Annotated in this window: 13 protein-coding genes; 2 read left to right on the top strand and 11 right to left on the bottom strand. The window is 73.3% G+C overall.

Annotated elements, in window-relative coordinates:
• Positions 1-296 precede the first annotated feature (296 nt).
• Both MILUP08_RS15105 and MILUP08_RS15100 read left to right on the top strand, forming a co-directional pair.
• Entirely contained in the window at positions 297-1,370 is a 1,074-nt protein-coding gene (locus tag MILUP08_RS15105; RefSeq protein WP_007459096.1) for a hypothetical protein, read from the top strand.
• A gap of 119 nt (positions 1,371-1,489) precedes the next feature.
• On the top strand, positions 1,490-2,446 hold the full coding sequence (locus tag MILUP08_RS15100; protein ID WP_007459094.1) for an acetamidase/formamidase family protein: 957 nt from the start codon (positions 1,490-1,492) through the stop codon (positions 2,444-2,446).
• On the opposite strand, the gene pdxY is transcribed toward MILUP08_RS15100, so the two are convergent.
• The 11 genes from pdxY to MILUP08_RS15050 all read right to left on the bottom strand — a co-directional run bounded on the left by pdxY (position 2,424) and on the right by MILUP08_RS15050 (position 14,577).
• Positions 2,424-3,275, bottom strand: coding sequence for a pyridoxal kinase PdxY (pdxY, locus tag MILUP08_RS15095; RefSeq protein WP_007459092.1), 852 nt, complete (start codon positions 3,273-3,275; stop codon positions 2,424-2,426). The genes MILUP08_RS15100 and pdxY overlap by 23 nt on opposite strands.
• 169 nt (positions 3,276-3,444) lie before the next feature.
• Entirely contained in the window at positions 3,445-4,227 is a 783-nt protein-coding gene (locus MILUP08_RS15090) for a S1 family peptidase (RefSeq protein WP_007459089.1), read from the bottom strand.
• Positions 4,228-4,343: 116 nt separating this feature from the next.
• Positions 4,344-4,508, bottom strand: a complete 165-nt coding sequence (locus MILUP08_RS35930; protein WP_167626052.1) for a hypothetical protein — start codon at positions 4,506-4,508, stop codon at positions 4,344-4,346.
• Positions 4,509-4,650: 142 nt separating this feature from the next.
• Positions 4,651-5,778, bottom strand: a complete 1,128-nt coding sequence (locus MILUP08_RS15085) for an LLM class flavin-dependent oxidoreductase (RefSeq protein WP_007459088.1) — start codon at positions 5,776-5,778, stop codon at positions 4,651-4,653.
• Positions 5,779-5,796: 18 nt separating this feature from the next.
• Positions 5,797-6,864, bottom strand: coding sequence for an LLM class flavin-dependent oxidoreductase (locus tag MILUP08_RS15080; RefSeq protein ID WP_007459087.1), 1,068 nt, complete (start codon positions 6,862-6,864; stop codon positions 5,797-5,799).
• Positions 6,865-6,874: 10 nt separating this feature from the next.
• Positions 6,875-8,224: an NtaA/DmoA family FMN-dependent monooxygenase gene (locus MILUP08_RS15075; RefSeq protein ID WP_007459086.1), complete on the bottom strand. Its 1,350-nt coding sequence runs from the start codon at positions 8,222-8,224 to the stop codon at positions 6,875-6,877.
• Positions 8,225-8,238: 14 nt separating this feature from the next.
• Complete coding sequence (locus tag MILUP08_RS15070; RefSeq protein WP_007459085.1) at positions 8,239-9,447, bottom strand: LLM class flavin-dependent oxidoreductase; 1,209 nt, start codon at positions 9,445-9,447, stop codon at positions 8,239-8,241.
• Positions 9,444-11,105 carry a dipeptide ABC transporter ATP-binding protein gene (locus tag MILUP08_RS15065; RefSeq protein WP_007459084.1) on the bottom strand — a complete coding sequence of 554 codons (1,662 nt, stop codon included), beginning with the start codon at positions 11,103-11,105 and terminating at the stop codon, positions 9,444-9,446. Before MILUP08_RS15065 ends, MILUP08_RS15070 begins: the two co-directional genes overlap by 4 nt.
• The gene (locus MILUP08_RS15060) at positions 11,105-11,992 is read right to left on the bottom strand and encodes an ABC transporter permease (protein WP_007459083.1); all 888 of its coding nucleotides are present in this window, start codon (positions 11,990-11,992) and stop codon (positions 11,105-11,107) included. The genes MILUP08_RS15065 and MILUP08_RS15060 overlap by 1 nt, the downstream gene beginning before the upstream one ends.
• A 4-nt stretch (positions 11,993-11,996) precedes the next feature.
• Positions 11,997-12,932, bottom strand: coding sequence for an ABC transporter permease (locus tag MILUP08_RS15055; RefSeq protein WP_007459082.1), 936 nt, complete (start codon positions 12,930-12,932; stop codon positions 11,997-11,999).
• Between the two features lies 1 nt (position 12,933).
• Entirely contained in the window at positions 12,934-14,577 is a 1,644-nt protein-coding gene (locus MILUP08_RS15050) for an ABC transporter substrate-binding protein (RefSeq protein ID WP_007459081.1), read from the bottom strand.
• Positions 14,578-14,766: the final 189 nt, after the last annotated feature.

Below are 14,766 nucleotides of genomic sequence, written 5' to 3'. Positions count from 1 at the left end.
CGGCGATCGGCATGCGGCCGCTGACGAGGACTGCCCGGCGCGGGTGGCGTGGCCACCTCGCGCGTCCCCGCATCCGGAGAGGATGGCGCGCCGGCTCCCGAGCGCGACCGACCACAGCATCGCATTCGACAAGCGTCAATACAAGCTCGTCAGTCGGTGGGGACGGCGGCACCGGGCCGTCGGACGCGAACCCGTCGAAAAGCGGCTGCCCGCTCGTCGCCGCAGGGACACGTGCCGGGCCCCTGCACCGACGATCATCCATCGCGGCCTGTCAATTCGACGCGGGAGAGCACACCATGCGCGACAGATTCACCACGAACCGGCGAACCCGGGTGGCGAGGGCACTGACCGCGACGGCCGCCGTGGCGGCGCTTGCCGTCGCTCCGCTCGCGGCGCCGGCGCCCGCCACCGCCGCCGTCAGCCGGGCCGACCTGGCCCTGCGCTGGGCGCCCGTCCACTACCAGGACGTCGACGCCACCGGCGCGCACGCCCTGGGCGGCCAGTCCGACTACCTCACCGCCGTGGACTTCGACGGCAACCTGAACGGGCGCGACAACTGGGACCGTGCCGGCGCGTCCGGCACCTCGCTCGCGGCGCACGCGTACTACTCCGTCGTGGAGACGAGCACGCACTGGTACATCACGTACCTGTTCTTCCACCCGCGCGACTGGACCGACCACCCGTTCTTCGAGACCGAACACGAGAACGACGGCGAGGGCGTCCTCTTCGCGATCGAGCGCGACGGCTCCCCGTACGGCGTCCTGCGCGGGGCGGTCACCGTCGCGCACAGCGACTTCTACTCGTACACGCCGGCCGGCAGCACCTGGACCAGCGGCCGGGAGAGCGTCGACGGCACCCTGCAGTTCCAGACCTCGCCGCACGACTCGTTCGCGCATCCGGTGACCGCGCAGGAGGCGCAGGGGCACGGCCTGAAGGCGTATCCGCAGTACGCCATCAACGGCGACGGTCTGGTCTACTACCCGTCCACGGTCGCCGAGACGCCGAGCAGCGGCGACGACCGCGACGTGCGGTACCAGCTCGTCGACATCTTCGCCGCCGGGGGCCTGTGGGCGCAGCGGGCCAACGCGAACCTGTTCGCCGGCCTGGGCACGTTCGCCGGCGACACCTCCGGCGACTGCGGCTCCGGCACGTGGAGCTGCTCGGCGAACTCCGCGAACGCCCCGTGGGGCTGGGACGACGGCAACGACGTACCCGCCCGCGGTGAGCTGGCCAGCGACCCGGCGAAGGTGTCCGCCGAGTACTTCACGGTCCCGGCCGGGCTGGCGCGCGGCTACAGCTACAACCCGTACGCCGGCGCCGCGGCGGCGCTGGCCGAGGCGGCCAGGACGGCAGCGCCGACAGTCGACTGACCGACGGCCGAGGTGCGCGGCCGGGCCGGGTCGGGGCCGGCCGCGCACCGGCTCGCGTGCCGTCGTCGGGCGCGGGCGCGCGGGTCGCGCCACGCCACGTCGGCACGTAGCCTGCGCAGATGCGACACACCCTCGCACCGAGCGACGAGACCCTGCACGGTCACTTCTCCCCCGACCTTGCGCCGGCGCTCACCATCGACCCCGGGGACACCGTCACCTACCGCACGCTGGACTGCTGGTGGTCGGCCGGCCCGTACCCCGGCGGACCGAACCGGGACCGGCCCCGGGCACCGCAGTACCAGCCCGACCACGGGCATGCGCTGACCGGGCCGGTCGCGGTCCGCGGTGCGCGCGCCGGCCAGACCCTGGCGGTACGCATCGACGCGATCGTCCCGGCCACCTGGGGAACGACTGTGGCCGGTGGGTGGCCGAGCGGGTTCAACAAGCGCTACGGCGTCGAGACCGACGGCGTGGTGCACGCCTGGGAGCTGGACCCGGTGGCGCTGACCGGCCGGAATCAGCACGGCCACACGGTGGCGCTGCGCCCGTTCATGGGGGTGCTCGGCATGCCGCCCGCCGAGCCGGGCAAGCACTCGACCATCCCGCCCCGCCCCTGCGGCGGCAACCTGGACTGCAAGGAGCTGACCGTCGGCAGCACCCTGCTGCTGCCCATCCCGGTCGACGGGGCGCTGTTCTCGGTCGGGGACGGGCACGCCGCGCAGGGCGACGGCGAGGTCGGCGGTACGGCGATCGAGTGCCCGATGGACGAGGTGACGCTGTCCTTCGACGTCCGCGACGACTTCCCCGTCACCGGCCCGGTGGCCCGCACCGCCGACGCCTGGCTGACGCTTGGCGTGGGCGCGTCCCTCGACGACGCGACGTTCATGGCTCTCGAGGAGATGCTGACCCTGCTGCAACGGCTGCACGGTCTCAGCCGACCGGACGCGGTGGCGCTGGCAAGCGTCGTCGTCGACGTGCGGGTGACCCAGATCGTCAACCAGACGGTCGGCGCCCACGCGGTGCTGCGCGACGACGCGCTGCGCGGAGCCGCTGTCAGCGCAGCCGACGGGCGGTGAACCTCGCGGGCGGCTCGGCGATCGCGTCCTGCGCCGCGATCAGCTGGATCTCCCGGGTGCCCGCCGCGAGAGTCGCCTCGAGGACGGCGAAGACGGAGGAGATGGTGCGCTCCAACGCGGTCGCCGGTGAGCCGGAGGTCCACAGGTGCGCCAGGTACAGCGCCGCGGTGACGTCGCCCCCGCCGTTCGGGTTGATCGGCAGCAGCGGGGTGGTCACCGCCCAGGCGCCCTCGTCGGAGACCGCCACCACATCCAGCGAGCCCGCCGGCACGTCGCCGTGCAGCACGCTGGTGACCAGGACGTGCCTCGGCCCGGTGGCGCGTACGACGTCGACGGCGTCGAGCACCTCCGCCAGCGAGGACGTCGTGCGGCCGGCGAGGAAGTCCAGCTCGAAGTGGTTCGGCGTGATGATGTCGGCGCGCGGCACGACTGTGTCGCGCAGGTACTCCGGGATGCCGGGCCGGACGAACATGCCCCGACCGAGGTCGCCCATCACCGGGTCGCAGCAGTACACGGCGGCCGGGTTGGCGGCCTTGACCTGGGCCACGGCGTCCAGGATCACGGCGCCCATCGCCGGATCACCCTGGTAGCCCGACAGCACCGCGTCGGCGTCACCGAGGACTCCCCGGTCGGCGATGCCGGCGATCACCTCGGCCACGTCGGCGGCCGGCAGCAGCGGCCCGCGCCACGCGCCGTACCCGGTGTGGTTGGAGAAGTGGACCGTCAGCACGGGCCAGACCTCGTGCCCTAGCCGCTGGAGGGGAAAGACGGCTGCCGAGTTGCCGACGTGGCCGTAGGCGACCGACGACTGGATGGACAGGATCTGCACCGACCCATCATGGCGGCCTCCGACGACACCGAACGCGCGGCCCGCCGAATCTGTCGGCTGGCCCACTCCGGCGACCGCCGAGCAGGGCCGAACCGGGGCCGGCGCACGCGCGGGCGGCCCGGACCGTCGTGGTCCGGGCCGCCCGAGAGGTCGTACGTCAGGAGGGTCGTCAGCCGCCGAGGCTGGCCGCGGCCGAGGCGATCGACGAGGCGAAGTAGCTCACCTGGGTGTAGACGCCCGGGTAGTTGGGTCGGGCGCAGCCGTTGCCCCAGCTGACGATGCCGACCTGGATCCAGGCGTTGGTGGCGTCGCGGCGGAACATGGGGCCACCCGAGTCGCCCTGGCAGGTGTCCGTGCCGCCGCTGGCGTAGCCGGCGCAGATCTCCTCGGCGGGGATGAGGTCGCCGCCGTAGTTGGAGTTGCAGGTGGAGTCGCTGACGAACGGCACGGTGGCCTTGAGCAGGTACCGCTGCTGGCCGCCACCCTCGCGCGCGGCTCCCCAGCCGGCGATGGTGAAGGTGCCGCTGTCGTACGCGGTGGTGGTGGCGATCTTCAACGTGCTCAACCCGGTGACGGGGGTGGCCAGGCGGATCAGCGCCCAGTCCTTGCCGGCGCCGTTGTAGCCGGGAGCGCGGTAGACGTAGTTGGACCGGACGGTGATCCGGCTGGACGACTGGAGGTCGACCGTCCCGAGGGTCGCGGTGATGCTGGTGTTGGTGCCGGTCGAGCCCACGCAGTGCGCCGCGGTGAGCACCAGGCGGGAGCTGTAGAGGGCCCCGCCGCAGCCCATCGAGAGCCGCACCATGAACGGGAACTCACCCTGCGCGGCGCGGGTGCCGCCGACGACGTTCGGAGTGACGGGGCTGTCGGCCGCGGCGGGCGCCGCGAGGGTGAGGCTGGCCGCGGCCAGCGCGGCGGCCACCAGGCCGGTGAGGGTACGCCAGCGAACCATGCATTCCTCCGCATCCGGACGGTACGCCTCGTGAGCGCACCTCGATTCGAGATAGCGGTCAGCATATTGAGGAGCGTGGATGTTGCGGGTCATCCCCGCTGGGTCGTATCCCCGCGTTATGGGGCCGAGGCGTCGTCGTCGCGCCGGCCACGCCGATCCGCACGACGGCCGCGGGCGACGCCGACGGCAAGAAGGCTGACCACCGCGGCGGCCAGTTGCAGCGCGGCGCCGAGCAGATCGACAACGCTGGAAAGGGCGCTGGTGTCGGGGACAAGGTCCATCGCGGCCTCCGGGTTACGACCCCACCGTCCGCGCTCTGCGGAGGGCTTCCCCCGGGCCCGGCCGTATCGACGGGCGCCACAGTCATTATGGCAGCGCCCGACGACAAGGGGAACCGGCAGCCGTGGCCGGCGAGAAGCGCGGTCAGTCCCGCCACTCCTTGGCGAGCAGCTCGTAGGAGCTGACCCGGTCGGCGTGCGCGTGCGTGATCGTGGTGATCAGCAGCTCGTCGGCGGCCGTGACGTCCCGCAGGGTCCGCAGCCGCTCGGTGACCGTGCCGGGCGATCCGACGAACTGCGTGTCGACCCGGTCGGCGACGAGCCGGCGGTCGGCGTCGGTCCAGGGCAACGCGGCGGCCTGTTCCGGGCTGGGGAACGGGATGGCGCCCTCGCCACTGCGGATGCTGCGCACCCACGGCCCGTACGGCGCGGCGAGACGGCGCGCGGCCTCGTCGGTCTCGGCGACCACCACGTCGGCGGAGACCACCACGTACGGCTGCGCCAACACGGCCGAGGGCCGGAACGCGGCCCGGTAGGCGGCGACCGCGTCGAGCACCGAGGAGGGGCTGACGTGGTAGTTGGCGGCGAACGGCAGGCCCAGCGCGCCGGCGAGTTGGGCGCTCTCCCCGCCGCTGCTGCCCAGCAGCCACACCCGCAGGTCGGTGCCCTCCCCCGGAACGGCGTGCGCGTCCAGGCCGTCGGCGTCGGTGTAGTCGCCGCGCAGCAGGGCCAGGACGTCGGCCAACTGGTCGGCGAAGGCCGGCGGTTGCGCGCCCGGCTGGTGCAGCAGCGCGCTGCTCAGAGCGAAGCGCGGGGAGGCGAGCACGCTGGCGTAGGAGAACGGCGGCGGGATCAGCAGTCCGTCGACCACCCGGGCCTCGGCCGGCGGCGGCGGGGCGGACGCGGCGACCTCTCGGGCGGCTTCCACCCGCCGCTGTCCGGACCGGCCCAGGCCGAGGTCGATCCTCCCCGGATACAGGGCGGCGAGGGTGCCGAACTCCTCGACCACCGACAGGGCGGTGCGGTGGCCGACCTGGACCGCGCCGGAGCCGACGCGGAGCACGCTGGTGGCCGAGGCCACCTGTCCGATGAGCACGGCCGGCGCCGAGCTGGCCACGCCTGCGGCGAGGTGGTGCTCGGCCAGCCAGTAGCGGTGGTAGCCGAACTGCTCGGCCCGGGCGGCCAGGTCGACGGTGTTGCGCAGCGCGTCGGTGACGGTGCCGCCGGCGGGAACCGGGGAGAGATCGAGAACGGACAGAGGGGTCGCTGACATGGTGGTCCCCGTTTCTGGTCAGGCCGTCGCGACGGCGGTCACCGGCGCGCGGAAGGGGCGGCTCGGGATCTCCCGGCGCAGCACCGGCGCCACCTCGGCCTGGAACAGCTCCAGGCTCTCCCGGTGCTGCTTGTCGGTCAGCCCGTCGTGGTCGGCCTGGAGGTGGATGACCTCGTGGCCGAACTGCGCGTGGTAGCGCAGCACCTTGTCGATGATCTGCTGCGGACTCCCCACGAGCATCGAGCTGCGCTCGATCGCGTCGGACAGGGTGTGGAAGACCGGCGGGACGCCGAGCCGGCGGAACGCGGCGAGCCGGGCGTCGAAGATCGGCCGGTACCTCTCGACCGCCTCCTGCGACGTGCGCGCCACGTAGAACCCGGCCGTACCGGCGCCGACGAGGGCGTCGGCCGGGTCGTGTCCGTGGTGGACCCACCGCTCCCGGTAGTGGCGGATGAGGTCGGCGTAGGGCTCGATGGGGTTGGTGACGTTGGCGGAGAAGAGCGGGTCGCCGTGGCGGGCGGCGAGGTCGACCGACTCTCTGCTGGTGGCACTGCCGTGCCAGACCCGGATGGGCCGTTGCAGCGGGCGGGGCCAGGTCTCGGCCTCGGTCAGCGACGGCCGGTACGTCCCGGACCAGGTCACCTTCTCCTCCCGCCAGAGCCGACGGAACAGCTCGTACCCCTCCCGGTTGCGGTCCCACTGGTCGTCTGCGGTGACGTGGAAGAGCTGGGCCTGCGCGGCGCCGTTGCCCTTGCCGATGATCAGTTCGAGCCGGCCGTCGGAGAGGTGGTCGAGGGTGGCGTAGTCCTCGTAGGCGCGGACCGGGTCGAGCAGGCTGAGCGTGGTGACCGCCGTGAACAGCCGGATCGTGGTGGTGCGGGCCGCGATGTGGCTCAGCACCACCGGCGGCGAGGAGGAGATGAAGGGGCGTTCGTGCCGCTCGCCGACGCCGTACCCGTCGAAGCCGAGTTCCTCGGCGAGAACGGCGGTGTCGACCACCTCCCGGAACCGTTCGGTGGTGCTGCGACGGCGACCGGTGACCGGGTCGGGCAGGTGGGTGATGAGGGTTATCAGCAGGAACTTCATGCGGCGACCATCACTTTCGGCGGGGTCGGAGGCGGGCGGGGCCGAGGCCGAGGTGGTCGCGCAGGGTGGTGCCGGTGTACTCGGCGCGGAACACGCCGCGCTCCTGCAGCAGCGGGACGACCCGGTCGACGAACTCGTCCAGACCACCCGGGGTCAGGTGCGGCACCAGGATGAACCCGTCGGCGGCGTCGGACTGCACGAAGTGGTTCATCCGCTCGGCGACCTGCCGCGCGGTGCCCACGAACGACTGCCGGCCGGTGACCTCGATGACCAGGTCGCGGAGCCCGAGGCCCTTCTCCTCGGCCAGGGTCCGCCACTGCCGGGCGGTGGCGACCGGGTCGGGGTACATGCCGGCGCGGCCCCTGCTGATCGTGTCGGCGGTGACGTCCGGGTCCTCGGCGGGCAGCGGGCCGTCGGGGTCGTACCCGGACAGGTCCCGGTTCCACAACTGCTCCACCAGCAGGATCGCGGTCTGCGGACTGACCTGCTGGCGGCGGATGTGGTGGGCGCGTTCCTGTGCCTCGGCGTCGGTGTCGCCGAGGACGAATGTGACCCCGGGGATGATCTTCAACTCGTCGGGGTGACGGCCGTACCGGGCCAGCCGGGACTTCACGTCCCGGTAGAACTCCTGGCCGGCCTCCAGGGTGCCGTGCCGGGAGAAGATCGCGTCGGCGCTGGACGCCGCGAACTCGCGCCCGTCGGGCGAGTCCCCGGCCTGCAGGATCACCGGGTGCACCTGCGGGCTGCGCGGGACGGTGAAGTGCCCGGCGATGTCGAACTGGTCGCCGTGGTGGGCGAAGGCGCCCGGGTCGGCGTCCGCGACGTACCGGCCGCCGTCCCGGTCCCCCACGATCGCCTCCGCCGGCCACGACTCCCACAGCGTCCGGGCGGTACGCACGAACTCGGCTGCCCGCTCGTAGCGCAGCGAACGGTCGAGGTAGCCGCCCCGGCGGAAGTTCTCCCCGGTGAACGCGTCGGAGGTGGTGACGACGTTCCAGGCGGCCCGCCCACCGGAGAGGTGGTCGAGGCTGGCCAACTGGCGGGCCAGCTCGTACGGCTCACGGAAGGTGGTGTTGAGCGTGCCGGCCAGGCCCAGGTGGGTGGTGACCGCGGCGAGGGCGGCGAGCACTGTCAACGTGTCCGGGCGGCCGACCACGTCCAGGTCGTGGATGCGGCCCCGCTGCTCGCGCAGCCGCAGCCCTTCGGCGAGGAAGAAGAAGTCGAACCTGCCACGCTCCGCGGTGCGCGCCAGGTGGACGAAGGAGGAGAAGTCGATCTGACTGCCGGAGTCCGGATCCCTCCAGACGGTGGTGTTGTTCACGCCGGGAAAGTGCGCGGCCAGGATGATCTGCTTGGGCATGACGGTCTCCAGACTCAGGCGGTCGCGGCGACGGCGTAGCGGCTGGCCGGTCGGGTCAGGCCGAGCAGGCCCCGCAGCGTCCCGCCCGGGTAGCCGGCGCGGAAGAGGCCGCGTTCGCGCAGCGCCGGCACCAGCGCCCGGGTGATCGCGGTCAGATCGTCGGGGAGGACGGCCGGCCGCAGCCGGAAACCGTCCACTCCGGCCCGGTGCCACTCGACCAGCAGGTCGACCAACTGCCCCGGGGTACCGGAGAAGAGGGACGCGTCCGACGTGAACCGCGCGCCGTGCAGGTCGTCGAGACGGGCCCTGCGCCGGCGGGCCAGCGTCGGCGTCTCGTCGAGCAGCACGACCAGGTCGGCGAGGACGCGCAGCGGCGGCCCGCCGCGGCCGACGGTCTCCTCGACCGCCCGGATCTCCCCGACGATGGCCGCGGCGTGTCCGGGGTCGGTCGGGGTGACGAAGACGACGTCGGCGTGCCGGGCGGCGAAGGCGTACGGCACCGACGAGTGGGCCAGCACGGCGACCACCGGCTGGCCCTGCGGTGACCGGGGCACGATGGAGGGGCCTTTGACGGAGAACCACCGCCCGGTGAAGTCGACGTAGTGCAGCCGGTCCCGGTCCACGAAGCGGCCGGTCGCCACGTCCCGGATCTCGGCGTCGTCCTGCCAGCTGTCCCAGAGCCGGCGGACCACCTCCACCGCGTCGCCGGCCTCGGCGAAGAGGTCGCCGACGAGCCGCAGCGTCTCCGGTTCGTCGAGCCGGGCCGGGTCCAGCACGGGGATCTCGCGGCGACCGAAGTGCCCGGCTTCGGCTCGCCGGGCCGAGACCCGGGGTCGCCAACCGGCCCGCCCACCGCTGATGTGGTCCAGCGTGGCCACGGCCGTGGACAGGTGGAACGGTTCGGTGTGGGTGGTGCTGGTGGTCGGGACCAGCCCGATGTGCCGCGTCAGCGGAGCGATTTGCGCCGCGATCTGCACCGCGTCGAGACGCCCCCGCAGCTCGTCGGCGCGGCCGTCCGGGCCGTCGGGCCGCGACGACTGGAGGTCGAGGCTGTCCTCGATGGTGAGCAGGTCCAGGGTGGCCTTCTCGGCCTCACCGGCGAGCGCCGCCCAGTAGCGGGCGGTCAGCGGCGCGGATGCTCCGGCGCGCGAGAGCCGCCAGGCGGCCGGGTGCCAGCCCAGGCCGTCCAGTGCCACGGCCAGGTGCAGGGTCTTCTCGGTCATGGGCGTACCTCCTGCGGTCGGCCGGCCGTGACGAGCGTGGGCAACGCGTCGAGCAGGGACCGGGTGTGGTCGTGTCGGGGGTAGGTGAAGACATCGCCGACCGGTCCCTGCTCGACCACCGCGCCGTCGTGCATGACCAGCACGCGGTCGCTGAGGTGGTGCACCACGCCCAGGTCGTGGGAGATGAAGAGCAGAGCCGTCCCGTCGGTGGCACGGAGATCGGCCAGCAGGTCGAGGACCTGGGCCTGGACGGAGACGTCGAGCGCGGAGACCGGTTCGTCGCAGACGATCAGGCTGGGTCGGGGGGCGATCGCGCGGGCGATGGCGACCCTCTGCCGCTGTCCGCCGGAGAGCCGCCGGGGGTGCCGGTCGAGCAGGTCCGGTCCGAGGCCGACGCGACGCAGCAGGTCGACGACCTGGTCGCGGCGATCGCCGCGACCGACGTCGGGGTCGAGGTTCTCCCCGACGACCTGGGCCACGCGGTAGCGCGGGTCGAAGGAGCTCAGGGGATCCTGGGAGATCAGTTGCAGCCGGCGGCGCAGCGGGCGACGGACCCGCTCGGGCACCCCGGACCACTGCGCGTTCTCGAAGGTGACGGCGCCGGTGTCGGCGGCCAGGAGACCGGCGACGATCCGGGCCAGGGTGCTCTTACCGGACCCGGACTCCCCCACCAGCCCCAACGTCTCGCCCCGCGCGATGGAGAAGGAGACGTCCCGCACGACCGTGTGGTCGCCGTACCTCCTGGTCAGCCCGGCCGCGTCGAGCAGCGTGTCGTTCGGGCGGACCTCGGGACGGGCGGGCAGCGCCTCCCGTCGCGCGACGCCGCCGTCGCGCCCGACCGCGACGGCGGAGGCGGCGAGCCGGTGCCCCCGCGACGACGCCGAGGGCACCGCCGCCAGCAACTGCCTGGTGTACGGATGCGCCGGCGACCGCAGCAGCCGTGCGGTGGGGCCGTGCTCGACGATCCGACCGTCGCGCATGACGAGCACCCGGTCGGCGACCTGGGCGACCACCGCCAGGTCGTGACTGATCAGCAGCAGGCTCACCCCGGCTGCCCGCCGCTCGGCGAGCAGCCGCAGGATCTGCGCCTGCACGGTGACGTCCAGCGCGGTGGTCGGCTCGTCGGCGATGAGCAGGGCCGGTTCCCCGGCGATCGCCGAGGCGATCAGCGCCCGCTGTCGCAGCCCTCCGGAGAGCTGGTGCGGATACTGCCGGGCGCGCCGCTCCGGCTCCGGGAGGTGGACCTCGTCGAGCAGGTGCGTGACCCGGCCGGCCCGTTCGCGGCGGCCGACGATGCCGTGGGTGGCGAGCACCTCACCGATCTCGGCGCCCACGGTGCGCAGCGGGTCGAGGGAGACCAACGCGTCCTGCAGGACGAGCCCGGCGAGCCGTCCGCGTACCCGTCGCCAGTCCCGTGGGCGGTGGCCCCGGACATCCTGGCCGGCGAGGTCGAGCCGGGCGGCGCGGACGCTCGCGCCCGGGCCGGCGAGGCCGACCAGGGTACGGGCGGTGACGCTCTTGCCGGACCCGGACTCGCCGACGATTGCCACGCACTCACCGCGCTCGACGGTGAGGCTGATCCCCCGGACCGCCGCGACCCGTCCGGTGGGGGTGTCGAAGTCGACGTGCAGGTCCTCGACCGCGAGCAGGGGGGCCATCAGCGCTGCCGCCCGTCGAAGCGGGTCTGCCAGTGCCGGCCGACGACTGTCAACGCCACCACCGTCGCGGTGACCGCGACGCCGGGCAGGACGGTGATCCACCAGGCCACCTGGAGGTAGTTGCGACCCTCGGAGAGCATCGCGCCCCACTCGGGCGACGGCGGCTGTGGACCCATGCCGAGGAAGCTGAGCCCCGCGGCGATCATGATCGCCTCGCCGAGCCCGATCACCGCGAGAACCGGCACCGGGCCGATCACGTTGGGCAGGACGTGCCGCGCCACCAGCCGGGGTCGGGACAGACCGAAGGTGACGGCCTCCTCGACGTACGCGGCGCGGCGGACGAGCAGTGTCTGACCACGTACCACCCGGGCGTGGTGCGGCAGGGTGGCGACGCCGATGGCGATGATCAGGCTGACGGTGCCCGGCCCGGCGACGGCGATGAACAGCAGCGCCAGGAGCAGGATCGGAAAGGCCGAGATGGCGTCGAAGGCGCGGCTGAGGGTCTCGTCGGCGAGCCGGTGGGTGAGGCCGGCGAGCAGACCGAGCAGCACGCCGCCGGTGACCGCGATGGCCGTGGCCGCCACTCCGATGGTGAGCGAATGCCCGGCGCCGTGCACGACCCGGGTCCACACGTCACGGCCGAGGTGGTCGGTGCCGAGCCAGTGCGCGGCGCTCGGCGCTTCGAGCACTCCGAGCGGGTCCGCCGCCAGCGGGTCACCGGGCGCCAGGACCGCCGGCCAGACCGCGGCGACCACGAGCAGGATCAGGTACGCCCCGGCGGCGAGCAGCCCGGGTCGCCACCGGCGCCGACGGGCGGTCGAGGCGGGCGGGGTGGACGGGTGGGGTGTGTGCGCCTCGGTGGTTGCCGGGGCCAGGGTGACTGTCATCGGGTCAGCTCCTTCTCAGGCGCGGGTCGACAAGCAGGTACGTCAGGTCCGCGATGGTGTTGACCGCGACGTAGACGGCGGCGGACAGGGTGACCACCGCCAGCACCACCGGCATGTCCTTGCCTGTCACCGCCGTGAGGGTGACCTGGCCGAGGCCGGGTCGGCCGAAGACCTGTTCGACGATGACGGCGCCGCCGAGCAGGATGCCGAAGAGCCAGCCGGCCAGGGTGACGGCCGGCAGCAGCGCGTGCCGCAGCGCATGCCGCAGGAGCACGGTTCGTTCCCGTACGCCCCGGGACCGGGCGGTCAGCACGAACGGCTCGTCGAGTGCCCGGTCGAGCCCGTCGCGGAGCACCTGGGCGAGCAGCCCGGCGATGGGCAGCGCCAGGGTGACGGCGGGCAGCACCAGCGCGCCGACGCCCCGGTCGCCGGAGACCGGAAACAGTCCGAACCGGAACGACAGCACGCTGAGCAGCACGATGCCGATCAGGAAGGGCGGGGTGGAGACCAGCAGCAGTTCGGCGCCGGAGCTGGCCCGCCGGAGCCAGGGACGGCGGTTCCCGGCGGTGGCGACGGCGAGGACGACTGCGAGCAGCACTCCGAGGCCCGCGGCGGCGAGGGCGAGGGTGAGGGTGGGTGCGAGCTGTTCGCCGATCACCTCGACGACGGGCCGTTGCAGCAGGTAGGAGCGGCCCAGGTCGCCGCCGGCGAGCCGCCGTAGGTAGTCGAGGTACTGGACGACGGCGGGCCGGTCCAGGCTCCACTCGGCGATGATCTCGGCGCGGATCTGCGGGGTGTCCGCCCCGTCGCCGACGATGGTGTCCACGGTGTCTCCGGGCGCGACCAGCAGGGCCAGGTACGCGGCGGTGGCGGCGGCCCAGAGGACGACCAGGCCGGCGGCGAGCCGGCGAGCCGCCGCGCGCAGGGGTGAGCTGAACATGTCACCTGCCGATCCACAGGTCGTACGCGCTGGCGGGAACCCCGGCGGTGGGCTCGAAGCGGACCCCGCCGACGCTGGTGCTCGCCGCGATCTGGTCGGCCGGCGCGTAGAGCGGGAGCACCAGAGCCTGCTCGGCGACGACCCGCTGTTGGAGCTGCGCGTAGATGCCGGCTCGCTTCGTCTCCTCGGCGGTGCCCTGACCGGATTCCAGGAGCTGGTCGATGCGGGGATCGTTGGCCCGGGTGCGGTTGATGCCGCCCTTCGAGTGCAGCAGCAGGTTCAGCGCCGCTCCCGCGTCGGTGTCGGCCCGCGAGTTGTCGAAGACCTCGTACGCGTTGCGCTCGAACGCCTGGGTGGCGGTGCCCTGGTCGACAAGTGCGATCTTCAGGTCGATGCCGGCGCTCTGCTTCACGGCGGCCTGGACGGCCTGCGCGAGGACGTCGCGGCGGTCGCGGACGTACGGGGCGGCCTGCACCAGCCGTACGGTGAGCCGCCGGCCGTCGCGCACCCGGAAGCCGTCGGCGTCACGCGCTGCCCAGCCGGCCTGGTCGAGCAGGGCGTTGGCCTTGGCGGCGTCGCCGCCGTACCCACCTTCGAGGCTCTTGTCGTAGAGCGGGCTGGACGGGCTGATCACACTCCAGGCGCGGGTCGCGGTGTCGCGGTAGACCGACCTCAGCACGGTGTCGACGTCGACGGCCTCCCGGAACGCCTGCCGGACCCGCAGGTCGTCGAAGGGCGCGTGCGAGGTGTTGAAGTAGTAGGAGTAGGCGGAGCCGGAGTTCAGCTCCCGGGTGAGGCGCAGCGTCCGGTTGGCGGTGACCAGGGGCTGGTCGGTGGCGGGTACGCCCTCGACGAGCTGCACCTGGCGGGAGGTGAGGGCGCCGACGCGCACCGCCGACTCCTTGAGGAACCGGTAGGTGATCTCGTCGAGGTGGGCGGGGCCGTTGTGGGCCGCGGTGGGCGGCGCCCAGTCGTAGCCGGGATTGCGCCGGTAGTGCAGCTCCTGCCCGGGGACGTAGCGGTCCAGCACGAACGGCCCGGTGCCGACGACGTCGACGCCGCCGGCCTTGAGGTTCTTCGCCTCGCGCAGCGACTTCGGCGACACCTGGGCGCCCTGCGGGGAGGCGAGGAAGTCGAGGATGAGCACGTCGGGCGTGGTGAGGCTGAGCCGTACGGTGCGCGGGTCGACCACCTCGACGGCCTTGAGGTTGCGCAGTTGCACGGCGGCGACGCCCGGCGCGTACCCGGGCTCGCGGAGTTTGTCGATGTTGGTCTTGACGGCCGTCGCGTCCAGCGGCGTCCCGTCGGTGAAGGTCACCCCGTCGCGCAGCGTCAGGGTGTAGGACAGGCCGTCCGGGGCGGCCTGCCAGCCGGTGGCGAGCCAGGGCACCAGCTTTCCCTGCTTGTCGTACGTGAGCAGGGACTCGAAGGTGTTCCAGACCAGGAGGCGGGCCTTGGCCTGGGCGTACTGGTGTGGGTTGAGGGTGATCGGCTCGGTCTCCACGGCCCAGGTGAGGGCGCCGCCGGAGCGGGGCTCGCCGGCCGCCTCGGCGGCGGGGGCGGCGGCGGTGGAGCAGCCGGTGACGACGGCGAGCAGCGGGGCGAGTGTGGCGACGGCGAGGGTACGCAGACGGCGGGCGGGCATGGCGGGTCTCCTGTCCAGACAGGCGGATTCGGGTACGCCGACACCCGGCCCTCGCGCGGTTGGGCGGGCCGGTCAGGGGGTGTCGGCGCGGATGGCGCGGCGGTCGGCTCGGCGGTGAGCCCCACCTCGGCGGCCGGTGTGGCGGGCCGGGTGCGGGTGAGGGTGCCGGGTCAGGCCAGACAGGAACTC

Source organism: Micromonospora lupini str. Lupac 08 (assembly GCF_000297395.2).
Classification (GTDB): domain Bacteria; phylum Actinomycetota; class Actinomycetes; order Mycobacteriales; family Micromonosporaceae; genus Micromonospora; species Micromonospora lupini.
Note: the sequence above shows the minus strand (reverse complement) of the source record. Positions and strands in the feature narration are given on the sequence as shown.

Coding starts and splice junctions, on each gene's coding strand:
- MILUP08_RS15080 (WP_007459087.1), bottom strand. CDS start 6,864: ATGAAGTTCCTGCTGATAACCCTCATCACCCACCTGCCCGACCCGGTC.
- MILUP08_RS15090 (WP_007459089.1), bottom strand. CDS start 4,227: ATGGTTCGCTGGCGTACCCTCACCGGCCTGGTGGCCGCCGCGCTGGCC.
- MILUP08_RS15070 (WP_007459085.1), bottom strand. CDS start 9,447: ATGACCGAGAAGACCCTGCACCTGGCCGTGGCACTGGACGGCCTGGGC.
- MILUP08_RS15060 (WP_007459083.1), bottom strand. CDS start 11,992: ATGACAGTCACCCTGGCCCCGGCAACCACCGAGGCGCACACACCCCAC.
- MILUP08_RS35930 (WP_167626052.1), bottom strand. CDS start 4,508: ATGGACCTTGTCCCCGACACCAGCGCCCTTTCCAGCGTTGTCGATCTG.
- MILUP08_RS15050 (WP_007459081.1), bottom strand. CDS start 14,577: ATGCCCGCCCGCCGTCTGCGTACCCTCGCCGTCGCCACACTCGCCCCG.
- MILUP08_RS15085 (WP_007459088.1), bottom strand. CDS start 5,778: ATGTCAGCGACCCCTCTGTCCGTTCTCGATCTCTCCCCGGTTCCCGCC.
- MILUP08_RS15075 (WP_007459086.1), bottom strand. CDS start 8,224: ATGCCCAAGCAGATCATCCTGGCCGCGCACTTTCCCGGCGTGAACAAC.
- MILUP08_RS15055 (WP_007459082.1), bottom strand. CDS start 12,932: ATGTTCAGCTCACCCCTGCGCGCGGCGGCTCGCCGGCTCGCCGCCGGC.
- MILUP08_RS15065 (WP_007459084.1), bottom strand. CDS start 11,105: ATGGCCCCCCTGCTCGCGGTCGAGGACCTGCACGTCGACTTCGACACC.
- MILUP08_RS15105 (WP_007459096.1), top strand. CDS start 297: ATGCGCGACAGATTCACCACGAACCGGCGAACCCGGGTGGCGAGGGCA.
- MILUP08_RS15100 (WP_007459094.1), top strand. CDS start 1,490: ATGCGACACACCCTCGCACCGAGCGACGAGACCCTGCACGGTCACTTC.